Annotated in this window: 9 protein-coding genes; 2 read left to right on the plus strand and 7 right to left on the minus strand. The window is 46.3% G+C overall.

Features of this window, described 5'->3' with window-relative positions:
- The 5 genes from EPO18_RS07530 to EPO18_RS07550 all read right to left on the minus strand — a co-directional run.
- Positions 1-627, minus strand: a 627-nt coding sequence (locus EPO18_RS07530) for a class II glutamine amidotransferase (protein WP_292432619.1), incomplete at its 3' end; no start/stop codon positions are given.
- A gap of 279 nt (positions 628-906) precedes the next feature.
- Positions 907-2970, minus strand: coding sequence for a putative bifunctional diguanylate cyclase/phosphodiesterase (locus EPO18_RS07535; protein WP_292432620.1), 2064 nt, complete (start codon positions 2968-2970; stop codon positions 907-909).
- A gap of 93 nt (positions 2971-3063) precedes the next feature.
- Positions 3064-4797: a two-component system response regulator gene (locus EPO18_RS07540; protein WP_292432621.1), complete on the minus strand. Its 1734-nt coding sequence runs from the start codon at positions 4795-4797 to the stop codon at positions 3064-3066.
- A gap of 3 nt (positions 4798-4800) precedes the next feature.
- Complete coding sequence (locus EPO18_RS07545) at positions 4801-5256, minus strand: response regulator (RefSeq protein ID WP_292432622.1); 456 nt, start codon at positions 5254-5256, stop codon at positions 4801-4803.
- Entirely contained in the window at positions 5256-6845 is a 1590-nt protein-coding gene (locus tag EPO18_RS07550; protein WP_292432623.1) for a sensor histidine kinase, read from the minus strand. Before EPO18_RS07550 ends, EPO18_RS07545 begins: the two co-directional genes overlap by 1 nt.
- Before the next feature lie 409 nt (positions 6846-7254).
- Here EPO18_RS07550 and EPO18_RS07555 point away from each other — a divergent pair, with 409 nt between their 5' ends.
- Positions 7255-7968, plus strand: a complete 714-nt coding sequence (locus EPO18_RS07555) for a hypothetical protein (protein ID WP_292432625.1) — start codon at positions 7255-7257, stop codon at positions 7966-7968.
- A gap of 118 nt (positions 7969-8086) precedes the next feature.
- Here the strand turns inward: EPO18_RS07555 and EPO18_RS07560 are convergent, their stop codons facing one another.
- Both EPO18_RS07560 and EPO18_RS07565 read right to left on the minus strand, forming a co-directional pair.
- A complete protein-coding gene (locus tag EPO18_RS07560) occupies positions 8087-8968 on the minus strand; it encodes an EAL domain-containing protein (protein ID WP_292432627.1) in 882 nt (293 codons plus the stop codon).
- Positions 8969-9337: 369 nt separating this feature from the next.
- The gene (locus EPO18_RS07565) at positions 9338-10375 is read right to left on the minus strand and encodes a sterol desaturase family protein (protein ID WP_292432628.1); all 1038 of its coding nucleotides are present in this window, start codon (positions 10373-10375) and stop codon (positions 9338-9340) included.
- A gap of 1238 nt (positions 10376-11613) precedes the next feature.
- On the opposite strand from EPO18_RS07565, the gene EPO18_RS07570 reads away from it, so the two are divergent.
- Complete coding sequence (locus EPO18_RS07570; protein ID WP_292432629.1) at positions 11614-13392, plus strand: assimilatory sulfite reductase (NADPH) flavoprotein subunit; 1779 nt, start codon at positions 11614-11616, stop codon at positions 13390-13392.
- Positions 13393-13449 lie beyond the last annotated feature (57 nt).

Genomic DNA, 13449 nt, shown 5'->3' on the forward strand with positions numbered 1-13449 from the left:
ATCTTCATCGATCAGTTTGGCGTGCCCGAATGGCGCACGCCGGGTGATCCAGTGCAAGGTGTTGCTACAAAAGCAGAACAAATAGTCGCCATCGGAAAGCAGGATATTGAAGATGCCGAAACGCTGCAACTGCACACATAACTCGCCCAGATAACGGAACATGGCTTGCATGTCGGCGGGTTTGTTCGGATATTTCCTACCCAGCTCGTTCAGCAGCCAGCAAAACGCGGTTTCGCTGTCGGTATCGCCGACGGGCAGATGCTTGCCGGGTTGCTGCAAGGCTTGGTAATCGCTTAATTGGCCGTTATGGGCAAAGGTCCAAAAACTGCCCCACTGTTCGCAGGTGAAAGGATGGGTGTTTTCCAAAGCAACGTGGCCGCGATTGGCTTGCCGGATATGACCGATAACGGCGCGGCTTTTAATCGGGTAGGCTTGTACCAGTTTGGCAATGGGCGAGTCATAGCAGGGCGCTGAGTCTTTAAAGGTGCGGCAACCTTTGTCTTCATAAAAGGTAATGCCCCAGCCATCCCGATGCGGCCCCGTACGTCCGCCGCGTTGCATCAGACCGGTAAAACTGAAACAAATATCAGTCGGAACATTCGCGCTCATACCCAGTAATTCACACATGGAATTTCCTCACAATGTTATGACAGCTGTCGTCATTATAAACCATTGTTGCTGCTTAGCAGCCGGAAGCAGCAGGCAGAGAATTCAAGAAAAATCTCATTAAGTCATACTTATCATCGTTTCATTAATTTAATAGCGTAGAGTAGTTGTCTAGGGTCTAGCCTTGGTTTACTCCGACATCGGCTGATTCCGGTAAAAAATATCGGAGCCGAGGACGTCTAAATAAATGCCCTACCCCAGATCAAAACCGGCATTGCAGCGAATTTTTTGACCGACGAATTATTTGCCCCCCATACCCTGCCAGCTTGTAAGCAGGCTTGTCATTTGCTCCGCCGGAATTGGGCGGCTAAATAAAAAACCCTGCATTCGTTCACAATCCTGACTGCGTAGGAAATCCATTTGTCTCTGGTTTTCCACGCCTTCGGCGACACTGCTGAGCTGCATATTACGGGCCAGGCTGATAACTGCGCTGGCTATGGAAGCGTCGGCCGAATCCGCCGGCAGATTCAGGACGAAGTCATGGCTTATCTTCAGTGTATCGACAGGAAAGTGTTTCAAGTAGCCGAGCGACGAGACACCGGTACCGAAATCATCAATGGCGATTTTGAGTCCCAGTAGCTTTAATTTTTTCAGAGTTTCCGCGGTCTCTTCCAGATTATCCATCATTACGCTTTCGGTGAGCTCAAGCTCCAACTGCGCGGGTGGAATGTTAAATTCATGCAGCGCTTGCTCGATCATCTCGATCAGGTTGGGTTGGCGAAATTGCCTCCCCGATAAATTCACCGCCATGATCAGCGATGGAAATCCGGCATCCAGCCACTCCCGGATCTGCTTACAAGCAGTCCGGATTACCCATTCGCCAACGGGTAAAATAAGGCCGGTTTCTTCCAATAAAGGGATAAACTCAAGCGGCGACACCAAGCCAAGCTCAGGATGTTGCCAGCGTATCAGGGCTTCCACGCCATTTACGATGCCGCTTTGCATATCAATCTGCGGCTGATAATAAAGCCTGAATTCCTGGCGTTCCAGTGCGCGGCGCAAATTGGTTTCCAGCATTAAGCGCTCGAAAGCTACGGCATTCATATCTGTCGAGTAGAATTTATAGTTGTTGCGCCCGAATTGTTTAGCGTGATACATCGCGACATCGGCGTTTTCCAAAAGCTTTCCGCGGTCATTGTCGATGCCTGGATACAGGTTAATGCCGATACTGGCGGTGATAAACACTTCGTAACCACCCACGGAATAAACGGAAGAAAGAGTTTGGATGATTTTTTGCGCAACCTGCTCGACATCTTCTTCATGAATTATCCGGGTAATGATCACGGCGAATTCATCTCCGCCCAAACGGGCGATGGTATCGGTTTCTCGTGCGCAATGTTTGAGCCGTTCGGCTACAGCAACCAACAGTTCATCGCCGATCACATGCCCCAAGGTATCGTTGATTGCTTTAAACCGATCAAGATCCAGAAACATAACGGCAATCATGTGCTTGCTTCGTTGCGCCTGCAAAACTGCCTGCTCCAGACGGTCGTGAAACAATAGGCGGTTAGGTAATCCGGTTAACGGGTCGTGATGAGCCAAGTAATTGAGCCGTTCTTCCGATAGCTTGAGTTCGGTAATTTCGGTGAATACCGCCACGTAATGACTGATATTGCTAGTTGCGCTGCTGGGGACTGCGCTGATGTTGACCCAAGCCGGGAAAGTTTCGCCGTTTTTGCGGCGGTTCCATATTTCACCGCGCCATTGGCCGGTTTTATTTAGAATATCCCATAACTGGCGGAAAAAGACATGGCTGTGTCGCTCTGATTTTATGAGATTGGGCGTGCTTTCTATGAATTCTTCAACGCAATATCCGGTAATCGAGCACAGAGCCTGATTGACGCTGATAATGTTGGTTTTGGCATCGGTTATTAAAATGCCTTCCAAAGTGCTCTCAAACACCGTTGCGGCAAGGCGCAATTTTTCTTCCGCCCGTTTGCGTTCGATCGCATAATGTATGCTTCGGTGTAATATGCCATTATTTAGATCATTTTTAACCAGATAATCCTGCGCGCCGGCCTGAGCCAATTTTATCGCCAGGTCTTCATCATCAATGCCGGTCAACACGATGATGGGCAAGTTTGGCGCTTGTTGATGCAGTCGTCCGAAAGTATCGTGTCCGAAAGCATCCGGCAGAGATAAATCCAATAACACGAGATCGAAATGTTCTTGTTTTAATAATGCTACCCCCTCTTCCAAGCGTTCGGCATGAACCAAATAGAAAGAGCCCCATGTATCTTCCATTAATAGTTCGCGCAGCAGCACGGCATCGGGTTTATGGTCTTCTATTAGCAGGATTTTCATGTTTACTATGCTTATCAGGATAGAATGGATAAGAGATAAACTGTTGAAGTGGAGTCAACTTTTCGGTTTGCACTCCTACTCCGGACAGTTTTATCACTTATCGCTTTGCGGATGGAGGGCGGCGTATCGTGCGATTAATTCGCTGGCTTCATCCACAGGTAATGGCCGACTGTATAAATAGCCTTGGGCGTCATCGCAGGCGATATGACGAACCATTGCCAGTTGTTTTTCGTTTTCCACACCGGTAGCCAAGCCTTTGATATGAAAAATCCGTGCTATTTCGATAGCGGCTTTGGCGATAATCGTTTCGCTTGAATGGACCGAATCCTGCTGGATCAGCGATTGGTCTATTTTAATGGCGTGTATCGGAAACTTGGTCAATGATTTAAAGGAAATCATGTCGTTGCCGTAATTGTCTAAAGACAGTTTTATACCCATTTGAGCAAGCCGATTTAATACCTGCACGGAATAAACATCATCTTCCCAAAGGGTTGCTTCGTGAAATTCCAGTTCTAAGAGGGACGGAGATACGCAATTCGTTTGTAGTGCTTTGATGACACTGTCAACAAATCCGCTTTGGCGAAACTGCCTGGCCGAAATATTGACCGATATCATCAACGCAGCCAGACCTTGCTGTTGCCAGGATTTGCTTTGAGCGCAGGCTTGGTGTAATACCCAATTGCCTACTGAAACGATAAGCCCGCTGTTTTCCAGATCAGCCATAAAACTTGCCGGAGTCAATAAACCCTGTTCGGGATGCCTCCAGCGCAACAAGGCTTCCATACCGACGATCATACCGCTTCGGATATCCACGGCAGGTTGATAAAACAATTCGAATTCATCGCGATTAAAAGCCGCGCTTAATTGCTGGATTTTATCCGTATCGCGCTTTACTTTTTCTCCCATGGCCGTCGAGAAGAAACAAAAATTGCCTTTTTTGCCGCGACCTGATTCCTTCGCTTGATACATGGCTGTATCGGCTGCACCGATAAGTGTTTCTATATCGTCGCAGTCGTTCGGATAAATGGAGATGCCCAGGCTGGCATACATTGTTGTTTGCTGGGTACTTAAAATGAAAGGCTCGGCCAAAGCCTGTAATATCTTATCGGCGATTAATGCAGCATCCTCGGCATTATTTAAGTTGTTTAAGATAATGGTGAATTCATCGCCGCCCATACGTGCCGCGCAATCGGTTGTGCGAATACAATTCAGCAAGCGCTTAGCCGTTTCCTTGAGCAAATCATCGCCGCTATGGTGACCTAACGAATCGTTTACCAGTTTGAAATCATTAAGATCGAGAAAAATCAGCGCCAGCGATTTTTTAGAACGGCGCGCACTGACAATATCCTGTTTAAGCCGGTCATAGAATAGTTTACGGTTGGCCAAACCGGTCATTACGTCGTAATGAGCCAGATATTGCAGTTGTTCCAGTAAGTTCTTTCGTTCTATCGCGTAATATAAAGAACGCCGCAAAACCAATTCAGATATGCCACTTTTGACTAGAAAGTCCTGCGCACCTAACTGAACCGATTGGATGGCCAGCAATTCGTCTTCTTCGGCGCTTAACACCACGATCGGAATGGTAAGGGCTGCGGTGTATATTCGGGTAAGACTCTCTAATCCGTTACCGTCCGGTAGACCGAGGTCGAGCAATATCGCCGAAATGCCGCCTTGTTCCAAAACCGGAAAAGCCTCGCTGAGCAAGCCGACCCGGATCAATTCGAAGTGTTTATTGCTGTCATTATTGGCTTCCAGCAAGACTTCAACTAATTTGGCGTCACCTGGATTGTCCTCTATCAGCAAAACTTTCGCGATGTTTTGATTCATAGTCTAATCCACGACTTCCGAGGGCAGTTTGACAATAGTCAACCAAAACGTTTCGATTGATTGAACCACTTTAATGAATTGCTCCAAATCAACCGGTTTGTTGACATAACAATTGACGTGTAAGTCGTACGTTTTGAGAATATCCTGCTCGGCCTCCGAGGAAGTAATGATAACTACCGGAATACGTTTTAAACTCGGATCGGCTTTGATTTCCTCCAAAACCTCAAGCCCGTTTTTTTTGGGTAAATTGAGATCGAGCAGGATCACATCGGGACGCGGAGCATCTGTGTATGGCTCTTCCCGGCGCAGAAAAGCCATCGCTTCCATGCCGTCACCGACTATGCTCAGATTGTTTTTTACTTTGCTTTCAGTCAGTGCCTCGCAGGTTAAGCGAACATCGCCCGGATTGTCTTCCACCAGCAAAAATTCAGCGGCACGGCCTATGTTTTCTAAGCTCATCAGTTAGTTTCCTTGGTTAGGGTTTTAAGTAATGTGAAAATAAATGTGGCGCCTTGGCCGCGTTCCGATTCAACCTTGATTTGTCCGCCATGGCGCTCGACGATTTTCTTGCAAATGGAAAGACCGATACCAGTTCCAGGGTAATCTTCTTTATTGTGCAGGCGCTGAAAAATAACAAAAATACGCTCGTAGAATTCGGTAGCAATACCTATACCGTTATCTTGAACCGAAATACGCCAGTATTTATCCGCATCGGATACGTTAATGCTGATTTCAGGAGGTAATTCGCCGCGAAATTTTACCGCATTGCCGATCAGATTTTGAAATAACTGAGTCAGTTGCGTAATGTCGCCGTGTGTGTTGGGTAGCTCGTCGTAAATAATCTTGGCATGGCTTTCCTCAATCGCCACATGCAGATTGGCTAAGGCGCGCTGTAAAACCGAATTAAGATTCACCGATTCAAACGGTTTGGTGCGGGAGCCAATCCGGGAATAAGCGAGTAAATCGTTAATCAGCGTTTGCATCCGCGTTGCGCCATCGACCGCGTAATGAATAAATTCGTCGGCATCGGCATCCAGTTTGCCCCGGTAACGCCGCGACAACAGTTGAGTAAAACTGGCCACCATGCGCAACGGTTCTTGTAAATCATGGGAGGCGACATAAGCAAATTGCTCCAACTCCTTATTAGAGCGCGCCAATTCTTCGGTGCGTTGCGACAACGCTTCCTGGGCGGTACGGTAAGCGCTGATGTCGGAAAATTCAACGATGAAATGAGTGACGATGCCGGTTTCGTCCTTGACGCCGCTGACATTGATCCAAGCAGGGAAGAGATTGCCCTGGCAATGTTGTAATAAGCTTTCGCCTTGCCACGGCTCGCCCTGCTTGATGTCTTGCCAATGGCTGACAAAGGCTTCCCGTTCCTGAGCAGGCAGCAGTAAGGTGATCGGTTGTCCTATCAAATCTTCATTACGGTAGCCGGCAATGGCGGCCACTTTGTTATTGACGTGGAGTATTTGCCTGCGGATATCGGTAATGATGACACCTTCGATATTGCTTTGAAAAACTTGAGCCAGCAGTCTCAACATTTCATGATCAGCCTGAAAATATGCGTCAACAGCCAATTCGATATCGAACAAAATAACCTTGACTATGGCTTGCATCGTGTCGATACAGGCGGTTTGATCGTTTACCAGTTGTTTCTGAATTTCAGGTAACAGCCAGGCCAGGTAATAATGATAGGCGCCGATATACCACTGCGGCTTAAGTCCGATGCGATGATGGGTTTCACCGATGTTAATGCGATCTTTTATATAATCGAGATCGTAACAGCCAGCGGTCAGCCGATCGAAATAGGCTTCCTGTTTGCGTTTCAGACGCTCCACTAAAGCCGAATCGGTCAATAAATTACGGGTCGCATCAAAATTCTGTAATTGTATATAAAAATCATCAATAAATGCGGTATGACGGCCCTTTAACGTATCATGCAGCGCTTTTAGCAAATTGATGTCGCGCGGGTTTAATTGTAAAAACGCCAGGCGTTCGGTAATTTCCTGATCATTAATATTTATCGATGAATTAGAGTCGGTCATATTCGATGAAATGCTGGATTAAATTGACGTCGTTTGCAATTGTCGTAGCATGGTAAAGGTTAGGAAACTCTAGTCTACAAAGTAAGGCAAATTTTATCATATCGATTTCATAAGGGCGTCCAACGCTTGCATGGCATTAAGTATTCTTACGTAGGTTGTTTTACATTTTTTAGACAACGAATGCCAGAAATTATTGATGAGTTATCAATAAAACCTGTGGTGAGCTTGCTCAGGCGATCAATAACGTTTATCAAAAAATGACAGGGAGGAAAAACAGAGGTTAGCGATTGATTCAGTTGCCAGGCTCACCCTGCTTGATAATCATGCTAAGTCAAACAGTTTGTATGTCACAGAAATGACACAATTAACCAGTATACTGATTCGAAATACTAGAATTAGGAGGTTTTTCATGCGAATCGGTTTTTTAGCGCTTTGTCTTTATTGGTTATCGTCTTCTGCCGTTCATGCATCAACCTTGATTGATCTCGGTAGCTCCAGCTGTTCAGAAAGCCTATCTTTCGATTCCAGCGATGGTTTGATTTTAAACTGTACCGGCGATTTTTCATTGAGCTCCGGGACATTATCGTCGGATACGAGCATTTCCTTGCTTTCGTTGCGTAGCCTTACGCTCGACGGGTTTACATTGTCTGCGCCTAACATCATGCTGAAATCTGGTTCTATCTATATCAATTCAAACGTCTCATTGATTGGGAGTTTTATTGATCTATCTGCAAACAGAATTATGTATGGCGATCAGCCGCTGGAAGGGTCACCAATACCAATTTCATCTGATTCCGATATTATTAAACCTCTGTTATCGCCAGACTCGAACGGAAGCATTACACTAAATTCCGGTGGAAATATCAGTCTTGATTCTGGTACCAATCTAACACGCATTAAAGAGGCAGATATCACAATCGATAGAAGCAGAGGTTGGGTGTTGTTAGCTCCCCGTATTATTGAGCCTATTGAGCTTGTTATGACGTCCGAAACCATTATGTCCCGTGGGAGTATTGCCATTACCAGCGTTCCGCTTCCGTCCTCGTTTGTCGCACTGCTGACCGGCTTGCTGATACTCGTCTCTGTTTCCGGGCGGTCATTCTCCAGCAAGGGGCAATCATAATTATTGCCCACACCGGACGATTTATTGTATTTGAAGACACTGAGCAGCTATCTATCGTTTTTAATCCTCAACCGGCTCAATAAATTGCAATGATCCACCCGGCAATGAATTCAATGGATTAGCCATTGGCGCTTCGTATTTCGGCATCCGGAAATTCCGGTAAAAATACCGGAGCCGAGGGGCGTTCATAATAACTGCCCTGCACCAGGTCAAAGCCGGTATTTCGAGCCAGCGACTCGGATTTTTTTTGATCGATTTGTTGCAGGATAGTTTGCCCGCCGGCTGAAGCTACCAGCGTCCTTAAAGCACGCAATTTTTCTAACAGAGCATTATCGCGCACTTGTTCAAGATGCCGCGCCGATAAACTGACGTAATTCGGAGACAGCTTGGTAATCAAGTCGAACGATTGAGTTTCCTGTGCGACGTAATCGAACTTAAGCGCGATTTGATAACCTCGTTGTCGGTAATTATCCAGTCCGGCAACCAGTTCTTGATAATGCCGGGCATATTGACTGTTTACGGTCATAACGATCACGACATTTTTGGTTTCCAAGCCGCATTGTCTGATCACTTCTTCAAAATAAGCACCATGGTCTTGTTTAACGCCCAGTATATGGCGTGGATCGACTTCCAAAAACAGCGAGCCTTGCAAATGGGCTAAAGGCAGATAATTGAGCATATGAACGGTGCGGGACAAGCGATCAAAATTGATGATCGACTCAAAATCGCTAGCTTGATGCGGCTGGTTAGTCAGCAGATTTTCAATTTCGTCTGAATACAGGTGCTGAACTTCATGGGTGGAAACCTTAAGCTTCGCGGCATGGCCGATGATCTCGGCGGATTTTAAAGCCAGTCGTATCGGCGAAAAAACGCTGCCGATTTTAATGGGACCGAACAGGGCGCTAATTTTTCCTTCTTCCAACATAAAAGGGCGAAAACTTGAGCGATGCTCCTGTCCGAATCGGTTATTGAAATAGTCAACTAAGTTTTGTAATGGCATAGATTTATTCCTCCTGATAAAAGTTATATTCATCGACGGATTTTTCGCTTGCTTACTGGGGCGTATTGCAATGCGGTTAAAATTTCGGTCAACTCGAAAAAAATCCGAACCTTTTCCGGTTTAAAAAAAAGCGGGTCGAAACCCGCCAAAAGTAACAATCCATGTCAAAAGTAACAATCCATAGCAGGAGAGGAGGTACAGATAAAAAGTGACATCAACTATATGTTGCAATCAATGCCGTATTATTTTAGTAGGGCGATTTATTGCAGTTGGATATAGCTTAAAGCGATTTTTATTTTTAATAAAATGATATTATTAGAATTCAATATCTATTAAACAGATATTTGGCGGACTCAATCCAACTACTCATCAACAAAGCGTAAAAGGCCGTTGTATTGAGGAGCAGCCGGAATTGTTCGATTGCTGTCGAATGGATTTATCGCCATAAACCATGCAGATAATTTCCCTTTTGGCTTCCAGCCAGTCACGCATTTCGTTTCCAGGTTTAAAAGCGCGTTTTTCGGCTTTGTAGTAGGCCGCTTCGGCGATCATCGCTTTAAGATTCAAGTCCATTTCATAGACAGGCGCAGGCGCTGGATTTGCCGGGGTAAAGCCGAATTTTATCAAGCCTAAAACGGTTTGCGGCGAACTGTTTTTAATGCCGATTTTTGCAGGTTCCCGTTCTATAAATGTGCCGAACAGACGATCCCATATTGAAAAGACCTCACCGTAGTTATTGTCATGTTCGTTACGTTCCGTTGAATGATGCGCGCGGTGCAAATAAGGGACGACAATGACCTGTCCCAAGCGTTTCTCGCCGTAGAATGAAACATTGGTGTGATGAAACATAATGAATAGGGTCAATAGAGCTTCATTAGTAAGCACGGTCGCCTTGTCTACGCCGAATAAAACAATGTAAGCCGATTTCAGCACGGTGATGATCAACAGCTCGATAATATGCAAACGGAATGCGGTCGAGATATTTAGATAAGGATCGTTATGGTGCACTTTATGGAACATCCACAGGCCATCAAAGCTGTGGCTGGTTCTGTGCCAGCAATAGAGCATCAAATCGAGCAATAGAAACGACAGCAGGGCTTTCCATGCAGGGTTGGCAATATAATTCAGCATCCCCCAGTTTGAATAGCGGTCGGCCACCATTAATAGGGGCGTTGACGACAGTAACGAGATAACGATGCTGTTGAAAACAAACAGGCCGGTATTAGTTCGATAAGATTGGCGCAACTGTTTAAGGGGCAATTTGCGCTTGGGATAGTTAAGTTCAAGAGCCGACAGAACGGCAAATGCAACCAGCAGGCTATACGTTGCCAGTTCTCCTGACGCGCTTGAGAGCCATGTTAAATAGGATTCAACAAAGGTGATTAATGACGTGATTTCGCTAGACATTGACTTCTCCTCGGTAAAATAGTCCGTTAACTTAGTACAGTGACATTTTAAGTAAAGACAATGACAGTTTGATGAAAGCCTTAAACGTTAATCTTGAAAGGCTTGCTTCTTTACTTAACAAAATCCCTTGATTAAATATCAGCAAAACCCGCGCCATAAATTATTTTTGACCAAGGAAGACTGTAAGGCGTAGATAAATATCGATTTAGTTATTGATTTTTATGGTATTTATTTTTATACGGAAAGCTGCAACATTACTGAAAAGCTTGTGGGAAACTTATTTATAGACGCTTAATTGCACCGGACCGATGCAATTGTTTGTTCCTATGCACCGATTGCAACATCCAAAGTGACGAGCTTGTCAATATGGCGCCCTCCGTGAGCCGCTTAGCTAATGCTTCATCATTGGCGGCAAAGTCGGATTCAAACTCAGAGACGTGATGCATGTCCCACCGCTTGGCTTCACTTAACAGCTGATGTTACGCACTGTCCACGAAAACCAAAAGTAGGCGCCTCTAGGCGACACGAAAGGCACGAAAAATATCAGCCATGGATTCGCCGTTGACGGCGTCATATCCGGCATTCTTCACATCCCTTTCGAGGTTCTTGAGACAATTTTATTCCAGACTCTATTCGGCCGTTCAGTTAAGGAAAAAGCATTAACCGGGAAACAAGCCGATCGGCAGACCTTCCAGTTTTTCAAAACCTGGAAGGTCTAAGCGGCAACATTCTGAACAGGCGGAACGTTTCGAGCGGAGCAACAATCTCCCGTCCGGCTGGATAGGCTTTGCTGATGGCGTTTTTGGGATCGTTTTTTTCGTGCTTTTTGTGCTTTTCGTGGACGACGCTTTTTTATCATGCGCCTCTACGTAACATCAGTTAACAGGTATTCCTACTTATTGTGCAAACGGCTTGTTTCTTCTAATTTGAATTTGTTTTTGATGTTTTAGTTAATGGGCAGGAATCCAGCATGCGTCATCCGTTAATTTAATGCTTGAGCCCGGCTTGAATATAGTGGCAATCAAGTGCGCTTAGGTTTCCGGGCAAGCTAGCCGCAGTGAATGCCCAGGCAAAATTATAGAAGCAAAAACGCAAAAAGGGCTCCAATCGGATGGAGCTTGCTTCACAAGCTGCTGGATTCTTGGCGATTTTTTCCGGTTTTCCTAAACTGACAATATGTTGCTAAATGTCGGGTCATGTTCATTTAATCCCTGTCCATTAAGAGCTTGGCTATTTCTATGCACATATCATTGCCTGAACGCAGTCAGACCCCATTAACCGACGATCAACGTCGTTCTTTTCAACAATTCATTGCCGCTTTATCGCCGGAGCAAGCCGCCTGGGTTGGGGGATATTTAACCGGGCTGGTTGCCAAAGACTCAACATTCATCCCGGAAATCGGAGGTATTGCCGATATTACCATTCTGGTCGGGTCGCAAACCGGCAACAGTGAAGCGCTGGCCGAACAGACGCACCGGTTGGCTGCCGGCCGCGGATTAAAGACAGTCGTCAAAAAAATGGGCGATTATAAATTTCAGCAATTAAAGGCCGAGAAAAACCTGCTGGTCATCGTCAGCACTTACGGTGAAGGCGAACCTCCCGACAATGCCAAGGAATTGGTTGAATATTTGTTCAGCAAGCGCGCCCCGTCGCTAAAGCAAGTGCAGTTCGCCGTGCTTGGTTTAGGCGATTCCAGTTATGAGTTTTTCTGCAAAACCGCTGTTGATTTAGATCGTCGTTTAGAGGAATTGGGGGCAACGCGGATTCATCCTCGGGTTGATTGCGATGTCGACTATGAGTCTAGCGCCGAAGCTTGGATGCATGGGGTGTTAAATGAACTGTCCATACTGTTGGAAACAAAACCCCAAGCGATCGGTCTGTCGATTCCTTCTCTTACAAGCCCATCTTTTTATTCCCGCAAGAATCCGTTCTCTGCGCTGTTGCTGGAAAATATCGTGCTGAATGGGCGAGGCTCGCTGAAGGAAACCCATCATCTGGAATTGTCGCTGGAAGGTTCCGGCCTGACTTACGAGCCGGGCGATGTACTCGGTGTTTATCCGGCCAATGCGCCTGAGGTGATTGATGCACTGTTGCAGACGCTGCACTTTGACGGTACGGAATGGATTGCATTGAATGATAAGGACGGCTTCCTTTATGACTTGCTGTTTAGTCATTATGAAATCACCACCATTACCCGACCGGTAATGCAAAAATACGCACTATTGGCGAATAATCGAAAGTTGGATCAGTTACTGCGCAACAAGCACAAATTGAACGATTATCTGCATGGCCGTGAGATTATTGATCTGGTAGCGGATTTTCCATCCGAGCACTTATCGCCGCAGGCATTTGTCGACTGCTTGCGCAAACTGCCGCCCCGTTTGTACTCGATTGCTTCCAGCCTGAAACAGCATCCCGACGAGGTGCATATAACCGTGGCTGCCGTGCGTTACCACTCGCATAGCCGGGATCGTAAAGGAGTCGGTTCGACGTTTCTGGCCGAGCGTATTACCGAGGATGCAACCATCCCCGTTTATATCGATCGCAACAGTAATTTCAAGCTTCCGGCCGACCCTGCCACGCCGATTATTATGATTGGCCCCGGTACCGGCATCGCGCCTTTTCGTGCTTTCGTCGAAGAACGTGAAGCGATGGATGCGCCCGGTAAAAACTGGCTGTTTTTCGGCGGCCAGCATTTCGAAACCGATTTTCTGTATCAAGCCGAATGGCTGCGTTTCCTGAAAAACGGCGTATTGACCCGTATGAACGTTGCTTTTTCCCGCGATCAGGAACAAAAAATCTATGTTCAGCATCTGATGGCCGAACACGGCAAGGAACTGTACGCATGGTTGCAAGAGGGCGCACATATTTACGTTTGCGGCGACGAAAAACGGATGGCGCATGATGTGCATGCTGCATTGCTAAACATTGTGGCGGCTGAAACCGGTGCTGACAGTGCGGAAGAGTATGTCGCGAATTTGCAAAAGACCAAGCGCTATCAACGGGATGTGTATTGAATGAGGTTCACTGACCAGCCTCTGCCTGTTGAAAACGTTGCGCGTTAGACCTTCCAG

This window comes from Methylobacter sp. (assembly GCF_004322395.1).
Taxonomy (GTDB): Bacteria; Pseudomonadota; Gammaproteobacteria; order Methylococcales; family Methylomonadaceae; genus Methylobacter_A.

What these genes read in the sequence shown, in the direction of transcription:
- EPO18_RS07535 (WP_292432620.1), bottom strand. Translation starts at nt 2,970, where the DNA reads ATGAAAATCCTGCTAATAGAAGACCATAAACCCGATGCCGTGCTGCTG.
- EPO18_RS07540 (WP_292432621.1), bottom strand. Translation starts at nt 4,797, where the DNA reads ATGAATCAAAACATCGCGAAAGTTTTGCTGATAGAGGACAATCCAGGT.
- EPO18_RS07545 (WP_292432622.1), bottom strand. Translation starts at nt 5,256, where the DNA reads ATGAGCTTAGAAAACATAGGCCGTGCCGCTGAATTTTTGCTGGTGGAA.
- EPO18_RS07550 (WP_292432623.1), bottom strand. Translation starts at nt 6,845, where the DNA reads ATGACCGACTCTAATTCATCGATAAATATTAATGATCAGGAAATTACC.
- EPO18_RS07555 (WP_292432625.1), top strand. Translation starts at nt 7,255, where the DNA reads ATGCGAATCGGTTTTTTAGCGCTTTGTCTTTATTGGTTATCGTCTTCT.
- EPO18_RS07560 (WP_292432627.1), bottom strand. Translation starts at nt 8,968, where the DNA reads ATGCCATTACAAAACTTAGTTGACTATTTCAATAACCGATTCGGACAG.
- EPO18_RS07565 (WP_292432628.1), bottom strand. Translation starts at nt 10,375, where the DNA reads ATGTCTAGCGAAATCACGTCATTAATCACCTTTGTTGAATCCTATTTA.
- EPO18_RS07570 (WP_292432629.1), top strand. Translation starts at nt 11,614, where the DNA reads ATGCACATATCATTGCCTGAACGCAGTCAGACCCCATTAACCGACGAT.